The sequence below is a fragment of the Gluconacetobacter diazotrophicus PA1 5 genome (genome assembly GCF_000067045.1).
In the GTDB taxonomy this organism is placed as follows: Bacteria; Pseudomonadota; Alphaproteobacteria; order Acetobacterales; family Acetobacteraceae; genus Gluconacetobacter; species Gluconacetobacter diazotrophicus.
On sequence record NC_010125.1, the window covers coordinates 2,184,591 to 2,200,346 of the forward strand.

Annotated in this window: 17 protein-coding genes and 1 pseudogene; 1 reads left to right on the top strand and 17 read right to left on the bottom strand. The window is 66.7% G+C overall.

Features of this window, described 5'->3' with window-relative positions; all coding sequences use genetic code 11:
• Position 1: 1 nt before the first annotated feature.
• From GDI_RS10160 to rpmH, 9 genes and pseudogenes are all read right to left on the bottom strand, one after another.
• Entirely contained in the window at positions 2-640 is a 639-nt protein-coding gene (locus GDI_RS10160) for a hypothetical protein (RefSeq protein WP_012225920.1), read from the bottom strand.
• Positions 637-1,794 carry a succinyl-diaminopimelate desuccinylase gene (dapE, locus tag GDI_RS10165; protein ID WP_012225922.1) on the bottom strand — a complete coding sequence of 386 codons (1,158 nt, stop codon included), beginning with the start codon at positions 1,792-1,794 and terminating at the stop codon, positions 637-639. Before dapE ends, GDI_RS10160 begins: the two co-directional genes overlap by 4 nt.
• Positions 1,791-2,636, bottom strand: coding sequence for a 2,3,4,5-tetrahydropyridine-2,6-dicarboxylate N-succinyltransferase (dapD, locus tag GDI_RS10170; RefSeq protein WP_012553079.1), 846 nt, complete (start codon positions 2,634-2,636; stop codon positions 1,791-1,793). The genes dapE and dapD overlap by 4 nt, the downstream gene beginning before the upstream one ends.
• Before the next feature lie 126 nt (positions 2,637-2,762).
• Positions 2,763-3,644 carry an acetylglutamate kinase gene (argB, locus tag GDI_RS10175; RefSeq protein ID WP_041249771.1) on the bottom strand — a complete coding sequence of 294 codons (882 nt, stop codon included), beginning with the start codon at positions 3,642-3,644 and terminating at the stop codon, positions 2,763-2,765.
• Positions 3,645-3,744: 100 nt separating this feature from the next.
• The gene (yihA, locus tag GDI_RS10180; protein WP_012225938.1) at positions 3,745-4,416 is read right to left on the bottom strand and encodes a ribosome biogenesis GTP-binding protein YihA/YsxC; all 672 of its coding nucleotides are present in this window, start codon (positions 4,414-4,416) and stop codon (positions 3,745-3,747) included.
• A 13-nt stretch (positions 4,417-4,429) separates the two neighbouring features.
• Positions 4,430-6,200, bottom strand: a pseudogene (gene yidC / locus GDI_RS10185) (membrane protein insertase YidC).
• A 21-nt stretch (positions 6,201-6,221) separates the two neighbouring features.
• Positions 6,222-6,485 carry a membrane protein insertion efficiency factor YidD gene (gene yidD, locus GDI_RS19105; protein ID WP_310889160.1) on the bottom strand — a complete coding sequence of 88 codons (264 nt, stop codon included), beginning with the start codon at positions 6,483-6,485 and terminating at the stop codon, positions 6,222-6,224.
• Positions 6,482-6,832 carry a ribonuclease P protein component gene (rnpA, locus tag GDI_RS10190; protein WP_012225945.1) on the bottom strand — a complete coding sequence of 117 codons (351 nt, stop codon included), beginning with the start codon at positions 6,830-6,832 and terminating at the stop codon, positions 6,482-6,484. Before rnpA ends, yidD begins: the two co-directional genes overlap by 4 nt.
• A gap of 64 nt (positions 6,833-6,896) precedes the next feature.
• Positions 6,897-7,031: a 50S ribosomal protein L34 gene (gene rpmH / locus GDI_RS10195; protein WP_012553083.1), complete on the bottom strand. Its 135-nt coding sequence runs from the start codon at positions 7,029-7,031 to the stop codon at positions 6,897-6,899.
• An 88-nt stretch (positions 7,032-7,119) separates the two neighbouring features.
• Between rpmH and GDI_RS10200 the strand changes: the two genes are divergently transcribed.
• Positions 7,120-7,326: a hypothetical protein gene (locus GDI_RS10200; protein ID WP_012225947.1), complete on the top strand. Its 207-nt coding sequence runs from the start codon at positions 7,120-7,122 to the stop codon at positions 7,324-7,326.
• An 8-nt stretch (positions 7,327-7,334) separates the two neighbouring features.
• Here the strand turns inward: GDI_RS10200 and gloA are convergent, their stop codons facing one another.
• The 8 genes from gloA to rseP all read right to left on the bottom strand — a co-directional run bounded on the left by gloA (position 7,335) and on the right by rseP (position 15,740).
• The gene (gene gloA / locus GDI_RS10205; RefSeq protein WP_012225949.1) at positions 7,335-7,724 is read right to left on the bottom strand and encodes a lactoylglutathione lyase; all 390 of its coding nucleotides are present in this window, start codon (positions 7,722-7,724) and stop codon (positions 7,335-7,337) included.
• A 9-nt stretch (positions 7,725-7,733) separates the two neighbouring features.
• Complete coding sequence (locus GDI_RS10210) at positions 7,734-8,582, bottom strand: LpxI family protein (RefSeq protein ID WP_012225950.1); 849 nt, start codon at positions 8,580-8,582, stop codon at positions 7,734-7,736.
• The gene (gene lpxA / locus GDI_RS10215; RefSeq protein ID WP_012553084.1) at positions 8,583-9,458 is read right to left on the bottom strand and encodes an acyl-ACP--UDP-N-acetylglucosamine O-acyltransferase; all 876 of its coding nucleotides are present in this window, start codon (positions 9,456-9,458) and stop codon (positions 8,583-8,585) included.
• Positions 9,459-9,499: 41 nt separating this feature from the next.
• Positions 9,500-9,985 (bottom strand): 3-hydroxyacyl-ACP dehydratase FabZ, encoded by a 486-nt coding sequence (gene fabZ / locus GDI_RS10220; RefSeq protein WP_012225952.1) that lies wholly within the window; start codon positions 9,983-9,985, stop codon positions 9,500-9,502.
• A 104-nt stretch (positions 9,986-10,089) separates the two neighbouring features.
• The gene (gene lpxD, locus GDI_RS10225; RefSeq protein ID WP_012225953.1) at positions 10,090-11,160 is read right to left on the bottom strand and encodes a UDP-3-O-(3-hydroxymyristoyl)glucosamine N-acyltransferase; all 1,071 of its coding nucleotides are present in this window, start codon (positions 11,158-11,160) and stop codon (positions 10,090-10,092) included.
• A 14-nt stretch (positions 11,161-11,174) separates the two neighbouring features.
• Positions 11,175-12,059: an OmpH family outer membrane protein gene (locus GDI_RS10230; RefSeq protein WP_012553085.1), complete on the bottom strand. Its 885-nt coding sequence runs from the start codon at positions 12,057-12,059 to the stop codon at positions 11,175-11,177.
• Between the two features lie 7 nt (positions 12,060-12,066).
• The gene (gene bamA, locus GDI_RS10235; protein ID WP_012225955.1) at positions 12,067-14,379 is read right to left on the bottom strand and encodes an outer membrane protein assembly factor BamA; all 2,313 of its coding nucleotides are present in this window, start codon (positions 14,377-14,379) and stop codon (positions 12,067-12,069) included.
• 257 nt (positions 14,380-14,636) lie between these two features.
• Positions 14,637-15,740: an RIP metalloprotease RseP gene (gene rseP, locus GDI_RS10240; protein WP_012225956.1), complete on the bottom strand. Its 1,104-nt coding sequence runs from the start codon at positions 15,738-15,740 to the stop codon at positions 14,637-14,639.
• Positions 15,741-15,756: the final 16 nt, after the last annotated feature.

Genomic DNA, 15,756 nt, shown 5'->3' on the forward strand with positions numbered 1-15,756 from the left:
CTTACTGCGGAGCGTGCGCCGATGGCAGGGCCAGGAAATCCTGCCAGGGCGCATAATGGGGCGGCAGCACCGCCGCCGCCTCGCCCAGGACCAGGATCGCCGCCGCGACCGCCAGAACGACCAGAATCGCCCGCCACACGCCAAGCGCCAGCCCCACCCGTGCGATGAACCAGGTCAGCCACAGGTTATAGGCGAAGACGATCCCGTTCAGGATCAGCGCGGAACGCACGGCATTGAGACCGGCCGGCAGGACCATCGCCACCACGGCCACGGCGATCAGCATGACGAACAGCACCAGCCAGTCGCACCACAGCGCCGCGGTCATGTAGCGGGGCCACAGGGCCTCGCGCCCCCACAGGCGTGCCAACTGATGGGTCACGATGATCGGCGTCAGGACCAGGCAGAGCGAGAACAGGATCTTGGTCCCGCTCAGTCCCGTGGGGGCCTGGACCAGGGTCAGCAACGCACCGACCAGCCACAGCGCCACGCGCGGGGCCAGCGCGGTCAACACCGAATCCTGGGTCGCACCGAAACAGTTCAGCCCCTCGCGCCGGCCACGGCCCAGCAGCATCATGCCGCGAAAGATACCGCCGGCGCTGTTCGGCAACGGTCCCTGCGGCACGCCGCGTCCCTGCATCATCCCATCAGCCTTTCAAGAAACGCCGCATAGATGTCGGTCAGCGCGAGAAGGTCGGCAACGGGCACGTGCTCGTCCACCTTGTGCATGCTGGCCCCGACCAGGCCGAATTCGGCAACCGGGCAATAGCGGCTGATGAACCGTGCATCGGACGTGCCGCCCCCGGTATCCAGCCGCGGCGCCCGCCCCGTCACCGCCTGGATGGACGCGGCCAGCATGTCCAGCTCCGGCGTGGGTTCGGTACGGAAGGCTTCACCGCTGATCTGGACCGTGACCTCCGCCCCCGGGGCGTGGACATGCGCGACGCCGCGGATCCAGTCGGCCAGGCCCTGGCCGGTATGCAGGTCGTTGAAGCGGATGTTCAGCCGTGCCGTGGCCCGGCCGGGAATGACATTGGTCGCCTCGTTGCCGACATCGACCGTGGTGACCTGCAGGCTGGACGGTTCGAACCACTCCGTTCCCTGGTCCAGCGGGCGGGCCGTCAGGTCCGACAGGATGGCCAGCAGGCGATGGACCGGATTGTCGGCCCGATGGGGATAGGCCACGTGACCCTGGATTCCCGGCACGACGATCCGGGCATTCAGGCTGCCGCGACGCCCGATCTTGATGACATCGCCCAGATGGTCGGGATTGGTCGGTTCGCCCACCACGCAGAAATCGGGAACCTGCCCGTGCGCCGCCATCCATTCCAGCACCTTGACGGTGCCGAAGGTGGCCGGTCCTTCCTCGTCGCCGGTAATCAGCAGGCTGACCGAACCCCGCAGCGTCCGGCCCGATTCCAGTATCCGTGCCACGGCGCCGACGAAGGCGGCGATCCCGCCCTTCATGTCGCATGCGCCGCGCCCGTACAGGCAGCCGTCCCGCAGCGCGGCCTCGAACGGGCCCGAGGTCCAGCCGCCATCGCCGGGCGGCACCACGTCGGTATGTCCGGCGAAGCAGAGATGCGGCCCCGACCGGCCCAGCCGCGCGAACAGGTTCGGGGTACGGGCAGGTCCCTCGCCAAACGGTAGGTCGGTGACGTCGAACCCCAGCCCGCGCAGGGCAGCCGTCAGCACCCCGATCGCGCCGCCATCGTCCGGCGTGACCGACGGCGCGCGGATCAGGTCCCGCGCCAGGGTGAGCGCGGGGGTGGATGCCGGGGTCAGGGCACCAGTCAATCGCGCAGCAATTCGTTGATCGAGGTCTTGGAGCGGGTGCGTTCGTCGACGCGCTTCACGATCACGGCGCAGGCCAGCGCGGGCAGCGGCGTGCCGTCGGCGGCATGCGGCGTGCGCGGCGGCAGCGTGCCCGGCACCACGACCGAATAGGCCGGCACGCGGCCGACGAAGACCTCGCCCGTCGTGCGGTCGACGATCTTGGTCGACGCGCTCAGGAACACGCCCATCGACAGCACGCTGCCGCGCTCGACGATCACGCCCTCGGCGACTTCCGAGCGCGCGCCGATGAAGCAGTCATCCTCGATGATGACCGGCGCGGCCTGCAACGGTTCCAGCACGCCGCCGATGCCGACGCCGCCGCTGATATGGCAGTTGCGGCCGATCTGCGCGCAGCTTCCGATCGTGACCCAGGTATCGACCATCGTGCCGCTTTCGACGCGGGCGCCGGCATTGACGAAGCTGGGCATCAGCACCACGCCGGGCGCGATATAGGCCGACCGCCGGACGATGGCGCCCGGAACGGCGCGGAAGGCCGCCTGGCCGAACTGTGCCTCGTCCCAACCCTGGAACTTCAGCGGCACCTTGTCGAAGAACGGCGCCGGTGCGGCAGGCATCACGTGGCTGTCGTTCAGGCGGAAGGACAGCAGCACCGCCTTCTTCAGCCACTCATTGACGACCCACCCGGCATCGGTGGGCGTGGCAACGCGCAGCGCGCCCGAATCCAGCCCGGCCAGCGCATGCTCGACGGCCTCGCGGTCCGCGCCTTTCGTGGCAGAGGACAGCGTGTCGCGCCGCTCCCATGCTGCCTCGATATGGGTCCGGAGGGCGTGCTCGTCGTTCATGGTCCTGCAATCCTGTCTCGGCGATGGCCATGGCGGCCCATCGCATTCCGTCTTCATGTCGCGGGACCATGCGAAGGAAGGCCCCGGCCTGTCAACGCATCTCGCCCCCGTGGCGTCGCGCGGTCCCTATTCGCCGCGGATCAGCGTTCCGGGACCGGCCTCGGTGAACAGTTCCAGCAGGCAGGCATGGGGCACCCGGCCGTCCAGGATCACCGCCGCCCTGGCGCCGCTGCGCACGGCCTCCAGGCAGGTTTCCACCTTGGGGATCATGCCGCCGCTGATCATGCCGCTGGCAATGCCGCGCCGGGCTTCCTCGGCCGTCAGTTCGGGGATCAGCGCGCCGGTCTCGTCCAGCACGCCGGGCACGTCGGTCAGCATCAGCAGCCGCGTGGCATGCACCGCGCCCGCGATCGCGCCGGCGGCGGTATCGGCATTGATATTGTACGTCTCACCGGCCTCGCCGATGCCCACGGGGGCCACGACGGGGATCAGGCCCGATCCGGACAGGGCGTAGAGCACGCGCGGATCGATATGCGTGGGTTCGCCGACGAAGCCCAGGTCCAGCGCCCGCTCCTGGCCGCTGGCATCGCGGGTGGTGCGCTGCAGGCGCCGCGCGGTGATCAGCCCGCCATCCTTGCCGGAAATCCCGACCGCCAGCGCGCCGGCCTGGTTGATCAGGCCGGCGACCTGCTTGTTCACCTTCCCCGCCAGGACCATTTCGATCACGTCGACCATGGCGGCATCGGTGACCCGCAGCCCGTCCACGAAGGTCGAGGGGATCTGCAACCGGGTCAGCATGGCGCTGATCTGCGGGCCGCCGCCATGAACGATGACGGGATTGACCCCCACCAGCTTCAGCAGCGCGATGTCGTGCCCGAACGCGTTGGACAGCGAATCGTCCACCATGGCGTGGCCGCCATATTTGACCACGATCGTATCCCCGGCATAGCGACGCAGGAACGGCAGCGCCTGGGCCAGGACGGCGGCCCGTTCCTGCGCTTCCTGCATCGTCCGCACGATATCGCCGGTCGTGCCGCCGCCTGGGAATTCGCTCTGGGATTCGCTCATCGGGTCGTGCCCTGTCGTCTTGGTCATGATGGGAACCGGTTCAGCCCGCTTGGGGCAGGGCCAGGGCCGCCAGTTCGGCGCGCAGTTCGGGGATGCCCAGCCCAGTGTCGCTGCTGGTGGCGAAGGTTCCGGGATAGGCGGCCGGATGCTGCCGGGCCAGGTCGGCCGCCTGGCTGCGCTTGGCTTCCAGCGCGCCGGGGCGCGGCGCGTCGCACTTCGTCAGCACGATCTGGAACGTCACGGCCGCACGGTCCAGCAGCGTCATGATCTCGCGGTCCGACGCCTTGAGTTCGATCCGCGAATCCAGCAGCAGGATCACGCGCTGCAGGGTCGGACGTCCGCGCAGATAGGCGAACATCATGCCCTGCCAGTCTTCCTTCACATCCTTCGCGGCGCGGGCGTAGCCGTAGCCCGGCATGTCCACCAGGGTCAGCCGCCCCCCCAGGTCGAAGAAATTCAGCTGCTTGGTCCGCCCCGGTTCCGACGATGCGCGCGCCAGTGCGCGGCGTCCGGTCAGGGCGTTGATCAGGCTGGATTTCCCGACATTCGACCGTCCGGCGAACGCGATTTCCGGCGCACCGGGGGGCGGAAGCTGCTCCAGCTTCTGCGCCCCGAAGAAGAAATCACACGGACCGGCAAACAGCAGGCGGCCGGCTTCGAGCAGCCGTTCTTCCTCGTCCGGGGTGCGGGGGGTGGCGTTGAAGTCGGACATCAGGCCCTGCCGCTCACTTGCGCCCGGCGGCGGCCGGGATCGCACCGACCTTGTCGACGGCGGATTTCATGCGACGCTGGATCACCATCTGCTGCGCGACCGTCAGCAGGTTGTTCCAGCAATAATAGATCACCAGACCGGCGGGCTGCCGCGCCATGAAGAAGGTGAACAGCACCGGCATCATCTGGAACATGCGCTGCTGCGCCGGGTCCGTCGGCGCCGGGTTCAGCTTCTGCTGCAGGAACATCGTGGCCCCGAACAGGATCGGCCACACGCCCAACTGCAGGTACGGCGACAGCACGTTCGGGTCCCACGGGATCAGCCCGAACAGGTTGAACAGGTTGGTCAGGTCCGGCGCGGACAGGTCGTGAATCCAGCCGAAGAAGGGCGCGTGGCGCATTTCGATGGTGATATACAAGTCCTTGTACAGGCTCCAGAACACCGGGATCTGCACCACCATCGGCAGGCACCCGGCAGCCGGGTTCACGCCCTCGGCCTTGTACAGCGCCATCATGTTCTGGTTCAGCGCCATCTGGTCGCTCTTGTACCGCTCGCGCAGTTCCTGAACCTTGGGCTGCAATTGCCGCATCTTGGCCATCGAGCGGAACTGGCGCGTCGCCAGCGGGAAGAACAGCGCCTTGACCAGCAGGGTGAACGCCATCAGCGCCAGACCGAAATTGCCCAGCAGCGTGTTCAGCCAATCCAGCACGTAGAAGATCGGACGGGTCAGGAAGGCGAACCAGCCGAAATCGACGGCCTTCCAGAAATCGGGAATGTGCAGGCTGGACTGGTACTGTTCCAGCAGGTTCACTTCCTTGGCGCCCGCGAAGACGTGGCTGACGGTCGCGCCCGTGGTCCCCGGAGCAACCACGGTGGCGGCCTGGGCGATGAAGCCGACCTGATAGACCCCTGCCCCGCCATTGGCCTGATAGCCATAGCTGCCGGTCACCGCCGTGCCCTGCTGCGGAATGACGGCGGTCAGCCAGTATTTGTCGGTGATCCCGGCCCATCCGCCCTGTCCGCCCTTGGTCCAGGACAGGTTGCCCGGCGGCGTGGCGCCGGTGCGCAGGCTTTTGTACGAACTTTCGTCCAGCCGGCCGTCGATGACGGAAATCGGCCCCTCATGCACCAGGTAGCCGCCGGTTTCCGTCGGCGTATAGGCCCGGTCGACGCGGGCATAGGGGTAGAGCGACACCGGCTGCGCGGAGCGGTTCACGATCCGCTGCTCGATTCCGAACATGTAATGGGCGTCGATCGACACCACGATCTGGAACGTGACGCCCGCGCCGTTGTCCCAGGACAGCGTGACCGGCCGGTCGGAAGTCAGCTTGGGCGCGTCCGCGCTCCATACCGTGGTGGCGTCGGGCACGCGTACCTGGCCGCCGGGCAGGTTCATCCAGCCGATTTCGACGTAATTGGGCTGCTGGTCGTGGCCGGGTTCCAGGATGCGGACCTGCGGGCTGCCCTTGGCGACCGTCTCGTGATAGTCGCGCAGCACCATGTCATCCAGCCGCGCGCCCAGCAGGTCGATCGATCCGGCCACCTTGGGCGCGTCGATCGCAAGCCGCGTCTCGGCCTGCGGCGCGGGCGTGGATACGGGCTGGGAACTGGCACCCGCGACGGGGGCCGGCGCGCGAGCGGCGTCGGTGGGCGGTGTCTGGCGACTGGTCTGGGCGGCCTGCTGTGCGACCTCGTGATGGGCCCTGCTTCGGCATGAAATATTCGAAGCCAACCAGGACCATGGCGGACAACAGCGTCGCCACGATAAAACGCTTGGTATCCATCAGCGACCAGCCAGACTCTCGTTATCTATGGGAAGAACAGCAGGAACGGCGCGCGCGCTCCCGCGAAGGCACGGGATCGTATCCGCCGATATTCCACGGATTGCAACGCAAGATCCGCCATGCGGCCAGAATCGCGCCGCGAAACGGACCGTGACGGCGCACCGCTTCCACCGCGTAATTGCTGCAGGAGGGCACGAATCGGCAATTCGGTCCCAGGACGGGGCTCAAGACCCATTGATAGACGCGAATCGCGCCGATCAAGAGCCAAGCCAGAACTGCACTCACTCCGCTCCCCGCACGCCCGCCTTGCGCAGGGTACGGCGCAGGTCGCCCACCAGGGCGGCGAAGGTGCGTCCGCGCGTTCCGTCGCGCCCGATCAGGACCAGATCGACCCCGTTCAGCGGCTCCTCGCGTTCCACGACGCGCACCGCTTCACGCAGGCGGCGGCGCGTCCGGTTGCGGACGACGGCGTTTCCGACCTTCTTTGTCACGGTAAAGCCGATCCTGGCCGGATCGGAGTCGTCCCGCCCCAGGGCCTGCAGCACAAGGCCAGGCGACGGCACTTTCCGCCCCCTGGATGCGACCTTCAGGAACTCTGCGCGTTTCTTGAGACGATGGGCGCGGTCGGCCACTATCAGCAGCCCCCTGGAAACTCGGCGCCCCGGGACTGGCCCGGGGACACGACAGGCCTGATGATCAGGCGGAAAGGCGCTTGCGGCCCTTGGCGCGGCGGTTCGCGATCACCTTGCGGCCGCCGACGGTTTCCATACGGGCGCGAAAGCCGTGACGGCGCTTGCGGACCAGCTTGGACGGTTGATACGTGCGCTTCACGACGGCACTCCCCAATTGACAACGCTAATTTCGTCGCGGCTTATACGTCCCGTTGCCCGGCACGTCAACGTGCAAGAGAAGAAGAGCCATGACAGGCCCCGAATCGGACGAAAAGACCCGCCGGGTCGCCGCGACCCTGCATGACGTGCGCGGCCTGCTGTCGCCCGCGATGCTGTCGGCCGACGGGCTGACCCTGCATGCCGACCCGCAGGTCCGCGCCGCCGCCGAACAGATCATCCAGTCCATCGAGCAGGCCGTAAGCCGGCTGAAGGCGCTTGGACAGCCCAAAAAATGACCGGGCGCCTACGGGCGCTGGATCAATTCGATCTTGTACCCGTCCGGGTCTTCCACGAAGGCGATGATCGTGGTGCCGAATTTCACGGGCCCGGCCTCGCGCGTCACCTTGCCGCCGCCCGCGCGCACGGCCTCGGCCACCGCCGCCACGTCGGGCACGCCTACGGCGAAATGACCGAATCCGGTCCCGACCTCGTACCCGTCATCCTGGCCCCAGTTATAGGTCAGTTCGATTTCCGCCTGGCCGGCCGCGTTGTCGGCATAGCCGATGAAGACAAGGGTGTATTTGCCTTCGGGCACCTCGCGCCGGCGCAATTCGTGCATGCCCAGCAATTTATAGAAGGCAATGCTGGCGTCGAGATTGCGGACGCGAACCATCGTGTGCAGATACGATCCCATCTTTCTCTCCTATTCGATCCCGGCCAGGAACAGGCCGGCTTCATTCGCGGCCGCGACGCAGCCGTCCGGATCGGTCAACAGGGTGGCACCGGCCTGGAAGGCGATGCCGCGCAGCCCGGCCTGGGCCGCGCGCCGCACGGTATCCGGCCCGATGGTCGGAAGATCCGCCCGGCGATCCTGCCCGGGTTTGAGCATCTTGACCAGAACCCCGCCCGGGCGTCCCGGTTGCCGGCATTCCCCCGCACGCAGTAGCATCCGGTCGGTGCCTTCCATCGCCTCGACCGCCAGGACCAGCCCGTCCTGCACCACGCAGCCCTGGCCGATATCCAGCCGCCCGATGGCATCGACGACCGCACGGCCGCGCCCGATATCGGCCTGCGCCTGGGCATCGGGCTGGACGCGCCCCAGCACCCCGCGCCGTCCGACCGAACCGGAGAGGAATTCATGGGCACCGTGAATGGTGAATCCTTCCTCGGCCAACACGCGGACGATCGCCGCCAGCAGGCCGTCATCGCCCGAAAACAGCGCGCGCCCGATGCGCGCCATGATCCGGGCCCCCGTCGCATCGGGACGCAGGTCGGAAAACGAAGGCCGGCGCACCGGTCCGATCAGGACAAGGTCCCGGCATTGTTCCGCGCGCAGGCAGGACAGGATTTCGCCCGCCGCCGCCAGACGGATATAGCGGTGCGGCCAGGGCTCGATGATGGCGGGTTCGGCGAAATCCTGGAAACCGACGATGAACACGCGCAGGCCCATGGCCACGGCCGCCCGGGCGACCTGTCCCGGCAGCGGCCCGCCGCCGGCCAGGATTCCCACGCACTCGCCCGACAGCGCCGGCCCGTTCTTCCGACCGGACACTCAGACGCCGTCTGATTCGATCGAGGCCGCTCCCCCGCCGGCTACCCGCACCAGGCCGCGATGGCTGGGGGCCTCGATGAAGGCCAGGATCTCGGCCACCTTCGGGTCGCTGCCGTAATCCGCCCGCACGCTTGCGAGGCGACGGCTGAAGGCCGTCGATTCCTCGTCCATCGCCCGGGGGTAGAGGGCGCGGAACGCACGGCGCAGAAGATGCAGTTCATCCGGCTGCACGCCGTTGCGCTTCAGCCAGATCCAGTGCAGCCCCACCAACCGCGCGCGGTTGCCCAGCACGCTGCCATAGGGAATGACGTCGGCTTCCACTCCGCAGACGCCGCCGACCAGGGCCGCCCGTCCGATACGGACGAACTGGTGCAGCGCCGCCGCACCCATGATCCGCGCATGATCGCCGATCGTCACATGGCCGCCCATGACCACATTGTTCACGATGATGACCCCGTTCCCCAGGGTGCAGTCGTGCGCCACATGGGAATTGGCCATGATCAGGCAGTCGTCACCGACCCGGGTGACCCCGCTGCCCGTCGCGGTGCCACGGTGGATCGTGACGTTTTCGCGGATGACCGTGCGCGCACCGATGGTGCAGCGCGTGGGTTCGCCACGATATTTCAGGTCCTGCGGCGCCATTCCGATGGTGGTGAACGGAAAGCAGACGACCCCGGGACCGATGTGGGTATGACCGTCGATGATCACGTTGGCGATCAGATGGACCCCGTCCTCGATCGTCACGTCGGGACCGATGGAACACCACGGGCCGATCCGAACCCCATGACCGATCCGCGCCCCGCTCGCCACGATCGAGGAAGGATGAATCTCGGCGGCCCTGGTTTCGGCGTCCAATCCTGCCAAATCGGTCAACATTCTCTCTCCCAGCAGCATCCGATCCCCAACGGGGCAGGATGCTAGCCCATGATCATCGCGCTGAACGTGGCTTCGGCCACCGACACGCCGTCAACGCGCGCGATACCCTTGAATTTCCATACGTTGGCGCGGCTGCGTTCCTTTTCGACATGGATACGCAACTGGTCGCCCGGTCCGACCGGCCGGCGGAACTTCGCCCCGTCGATCGTCATGAAATAGACCAGCTTGCCCTCGAACGCCGGGCCAAGGGTCAGCACCACCAGGGTTGCGGCCGTCTGCGCCATCGCCTCGATGATCAGGACGCCCGGCATGACGGGGCGGGCCGGAAAATGCCCCTGGAAATGCGGTTCGCTGGCGGTCACGTTCTTGATGCCGACCGCCGAGGACCCCAGCACGATATCGACCATCCGGTCGATCAGCAGGAACGGATAGCGATGGGGTATCGCTTCCATGATCCGCATCACGTCGATCGCTTCGATGCAGGTCGGGCTATCGCCCGCCGGGGGAACCTCTACTTCTTTATCCACGTCGTCCGACCATCTTGCTCGGGATAGCGGGACACGTCATCCTTGCGACCGTCGCCCGCCTGTCCCGGTTGAATTCCGGGGGCCTTGTTCGGAGGCCAGCAGCCTCAGGTCTCGCCCCCTCCATTTTGCGTCGCCTTTTTGGCCAGGCGCCGCAACACGGCCACGTTCCGGAAAAATTCCCGAAACGGCATCGCAGGGCTACCGATAACATCGGCCCCTGCTTCCACATCCGACATCACGCCGCATTGCGCACCGATACGGGCCTTGGTGCCAACACGAATATGACCGATCAGACCGGCCTGGGCGGCGATGGTGACAAAATCGCCCAGTTCCGTCGAACCTGAAATACCGGCCTGGGAAACGACGATACAACACCGCCCGAGGCGGGCATTATGGCCAATCTGCACCAGGTTGTCGAGGCGTGAGCCCGCGCCGATGACGGTGTCCTGGGACGAACCGCGATCGATGGTCGAATTCGCTCCGACCTCCACCCCGTCTTCCAGCACCACGCGGCCCAACTGCGGCACGGTCTCGAACCCGTCGGGCCCTACCGCGAAGCCGAACCCTTCCTGGCCGATCCGCGCGCCGGACAGCAGCGTGACCCGGTCGCCCAGCAGCGCATGCGACACGCTGGCGTGGCTGCCGATCCGGCAATGCGCGCCGATCCGCACCCCGTCTCCGATCAGCGCATAGGCGTCGATCCGGCTGCCCGCCCCCACCTGCGCGCCCGCGCCGATGGTCACGAATGGACCGATCTGCGCCGACGGATCGATGTCGGCGCCGGCGCCGACGATGGCGGTGGGATGGATACCCGGGATCGCGGCCGGGACCGGGTGGAACAGGCCAGCCACGCGCGCCCACGCCAGATAGGGCGTCGAACACACCAGCCCCACCGTACCCTTGGGCAGACGGTCGACGAAGGCGGGGGCAAGGATCACCACGCCCGCCCGCGTCTGTTCCAGCAGCGGCGCATAGCGCCGGTTGTCGAGGAAGCTGACCTCTTGCGGGCCGGCCGACTGCAGCGGCGCGATCCCGACATAGCGGGGGGCGTCGTCTGCCTCATCCCCGCCTTCGACCCTGGCCCCGGCGCATTCCGCCAGTGCCCGGAGCGAGAACGGGCCGTTCCGCTCGAAGAACCGCCGGTCCCCCGGCAGGGCCGCGTCCTGCCTTTCCATTGCGCTGGCGCCCGTCAGTGCCGGGCCGTCGCCGCGACCGGCGCGGGTGTCGGGGCAGGCGCCGCCTGCCGGCCGGCATCGGCCGTCGTCGGCATCGTGCCGGACTTCGCCAGTTCCTCGGGATCGACATTCGCCGCCGGGATGAACACGGTCGGCAGGACCTTGTTCAACTGGTCGGCAACCTGCTGCGTGATGTCCAGTCCGTCCTGGCTGAGCGCGACCTGCTCGCGATGCAGCACAAGGTTCATGCCGCGGCTTCCGGCGACCTGGCGAAGGATCTGGACCAGTTCGCGCTCGATCTGGTTCAGCGAGACCTGCGCCGCTTCCTGGATGATCCGGTTGCGGTTGCGGAAATCGCGCTGGGCGGCGATCACGCGTTCCTGCAGGCGACGCTCACGCAACTGGATCTGGTCCGACGCCATGTTCTTGGCCTGGGCCTGCAGCTTCTGCTGCTCGTCGCGCCAGCCGCCCTGTTCCTTCTGCGCGTCGCGGGCCAGCTCGTCGCGCCGGGCGCCCAGGACGCGCTCGGCCTGCTGCGCGGCACTGGACAGGCGCATCACGTCGGGCACGCTGATGACGCCGATGACCGGCACCGGCGGGGCCACGCCGCGCGGAATGTCCGGCGAGGCGGGAACCGGCGGCATCGGCAGGACCGGCGGCGTCTGGGACTGGGCGTCGTCACTGTCGGCGGGGGCGGCGGGCAGCGGCACCGGAGCGGTACGCGCGGGCCCGCGCGGGGCGGCCGTTCCGGCGGCAGGTTGCGCGGACTTGGGCACGAACCAGCCGGCATTTCCACCGGATGCCGCTGCCCCCTGGGCCAGGGCTGCGGTGGACGGCAGGCCGGCGCAGGACATCACGACGGCCGCGACCAGGGCGGATACGCCACGAGAACGAAGCATTGTCACCTCAGAATTGCTGGCCGAAGCCAAAGCGGAACAATTGGGTCCGGTCATGTTTTTCCTTCAGGACCGGAATACCAAGGTCGATATTGATCAGGCCGAATGGGCTCTTCCACGAAAAGCCCACGCCCGTGCTGACACGCGGCTTGATCGTGTCGCTATAGACCGGCGTATAATAGGGCATATCCTGCGGATAGGCGGTATAGCGCCGCGGGATACGCAGCCCGTCCAGGCCGCCCATATCGACGAAATAGCGGCCCTTGATGCCCATATCCGCCGCCAGCGGCATCGGGAAATTGACGGTGGCCGAACCGGTATACATGAAGCGGCCGCCCAGGAAGTCCTCCTGCGAATGCATCGGGTAGGTGACACCCTGCCACGTATAAGCGGGGATGCCCATGGTACGGGGGCCGGCGCCGCCATCCATGAAGCCGCGCAGCGTGCTGCCGCCCAGGTAGAAGTTGTCGATGATGTCGCTGCGGCCGCCGCCCCAGTTCACGATGTCACCCGCTCCGGCGGTCAGCGCGACCGTCCAGTCGTGGTTGCCCATCAGGTCGTCCAGCGGAATGTAATAGGCGGCATCGAGCTTGCCGCGCAGATAACGCTCGTTTCCACCGATACCGGCGAAATCACCCGCCAGACGGACCACATAGCCGCTGTGCGGATTCATGCGGTTGTCACGCGTGTCATAGGTCAGCGTAGTGCTGAGCTGCGACAGCAGCGACCAGCCCGTCTGCTTCAGCACGTACCACGACGCATCGCTGTACGCATTGTCGATGTCACGATCCGTCAGCGAATAGCTGAACGACTGCGACAGGTGGTTGTTGTACGAGTACCCCATGCGGAACGAGATGCCGTACCGCCCTTCCGAATAGTTCTGATAGGTCTGGTAGTTGTTCTGGATGGCGAAGATATCGACACCCGCCACCATGTTACGATTCAGGAAGTAGGGGTCACTGACCGAAATATCGGCCTGCCGCTGGTAATACGCCATGGTGCCGGAAATTCCAGCATCAACGCCCGACCCCAGCAGGTTATGCTGCTTCAGCCCGATATTGCCCAGGATACCCACGTCGGTCGAATAGCCGCCACCCAGTGAGAACTCCCCGGTCGGCTTTTCGACCAGGTTGGCGGCCACGTTTATCTTGTCCGGTGCCGAACCGGGGCTCTGGTCGATCGAAACCGAACTGAAATATCCCAGATCCTGTAGCATAGCCTTGGCGTATTTGCGCTCGCTCGGGGTGTACGGATCGCCCTCGGCCATCGGCAGGTTGCGCCGGATGACCTTGTCCTCGGTAATGGTGTTGCCGTTGATGTCGATGCGTTCGACATATACCCGCGGGCCCTCGCTGACGTCGAACAGCAGGTCGACGGTGCGCTTTTCCGGATTGCGGGCGATTTCGGGGCGCACCATCGCGAAGGGATGCCCCTGGCCCTGCAGGATTTCCTCCATGTCCGTCGCGTTGTGCTGGACCGCACTGCCGTCGTACCACTGGTTCGCGAACAGTTCGATATATTTGCGCAGCGACGCGGCGGGGACATGCTTGAGGGACGAGCGGATGTTCACCCGACCGAGGCGATAGCGCAGGCCTTCGTCTACCGTGAAGGTCACGTAGAAGGACTTGCGATCCGGCGACAGTTCGCCCGTGGCGTTCTTCACCTGGAAATCGACGAACCCGTTACGCAGGTAGAAGCGGCGCAGCAATTCGCCGTCATAGCGCAGGCGCTCGGGATTATATTCATCCGACGAGGCGAAGAAGCGGTACCAGGCCGTTTCCTTGGACGAGACCACCTGCGCCAGCCGGGCCTCGCTGAACGCGCGGTTGCCGACGAACGAGATCTTCTTGATCAGTGTCTGCGTCGCCTCGTTGATTTGGAAGACCACATCCACACGGTTATGCGACAGGCGGATGATCTGCGGCGTCACCGTCGCGGCATAGCGTGCCTTCTCGGCATAGACGCCCAGGATCTTCTGCCGGTCGGCTGCCGTGGTCTGCGTCGAGAAGACGGCGCGCGGCCGCAGCGCGATCACCTTGCGCAGGTCCTCGTCCTTCGCGGCATGGTTGCCTTCGAAGACGATGCGATTCACGATCGGGTTCTCGACCAGGTGCACCTGCAGCACGTTGCCGGCGCGGTGCAGCGTCACGTCGCGGAACAGGCCGGTGGCGTACAGCGTCTTGAGGGACCGGTCGAGCTGGTCCTGGTTGAACGGGTCGCCGGGCTGCACGACCATGTAGGACAGGACCGTGTTGGTCTCGATACGGTCGTTGCCGGAAATGTCGATCGATTCGATGACCCCGCCCGTGGGCGTATGCGCCACCGGGCCCCGCGTCGCAACGCCCTGCCGTGCCTCGGCGGCCCCGGCGAAAAACAGCGGTATGAGGCAAACCGACGCAAGAAGCGTTGAACGTTTAGTCGGCAAATTCGGCTTCCCCCAAACCAGACGGCCCGCAGACCCGACACCTGTCCGCGCGAAACGGATTCGCCGCGTGCTTCCTGTCGATCATATCCGCTTGGCGGAGGTATCCGAAAATCCCCCCGTCGCGCAAGCGCCTCCATGACCTCGTGATCATGGCATCATCCGGCCAGGGATGCGACCCATCGAAACAGTCCGAAATGCGACAGGTCGTTGAACGTCGAAAACAGGAACAGGCCCGCGATGACCGCGAAACCGGCCTGGAAACTGATATCGCGCACCCGCCGGGATACGGGACGCCCCAGCACGGCTTCCAGCGCGTAGAAAACCAGCCGGCCGCCATCCAGCACCGGGATGGGAAACAGGTTGATCAGGCCCAGGTTGATCGACAGCAGCGCCATGAAGGACACCAGGCTGGCCACGCCGTACTGCGCAACCTGGCCCGACATCTGGGCGATGCGCAGCGGACCGCCCAGGTCCTTGGCGCTATGCTGCCCGGTCAGCATCTGCCACAGCCCGGCCAGCGTCTGCACCACCAGGTGCCATGTCTCCTGCCCCGCGGCGACGATCGCGGCGGGCAGCGCCATCGGCTTGCCCACCGTCGCGGTGAACATCACGCCCAGTTGCCCCGCATGGCTTCCCGATGAATCGGTCACGGAGCCGACCGTCACCGGCAGGGTCACGTCCTGCCCGGCACGGCGGACCGTAAGGACCGTCTTTTCCCCCGGTTCGGCCGAAATGCGGGCCTGGATGTCCGCCACGTCCGCCACCACGTGGTCGCCGATCCGCACGATGGCGTCGTTCGGCTTCACGCCGGCCGAAGCCGCGGCGCTTCCCGGCAGGACCTGCCCCACGACGTTGCGGATTTCCGGCCGCCCCACGGTGGCGAACAGGCCCGCGAACAGCACGATGGCCAGCAGGAAGTTGAAGACCGGCCCGGCAACGATCACGATGGCGCGGGACAGGACCGGCTTGTCATGGAAGGTCCGTCCGGGCTGCCAGGCCGCCATCTGTTCCGGCGTCGCCTCTTCCGGCCCTTCGAAGCCATGCGGCTTGACATAGCCGCCCAGGGGCAGCGGGCAGATCCGCCATTCCGTCCCGACCTTGTCATGCCAGCGCAGCAGGGGACGCCCGAACCCGATCGAAAATACCTCGACATGCACGCCCCGCCAGCGCGCGGCCAGGTAGTGGCCGAGTTCGTGGATGAAGACCAGCACGCCCAGCACCAGGGCAAAGGCAAGGACGGTCCGAAGCAGATCGGGCATAATGACGGGCTAACTC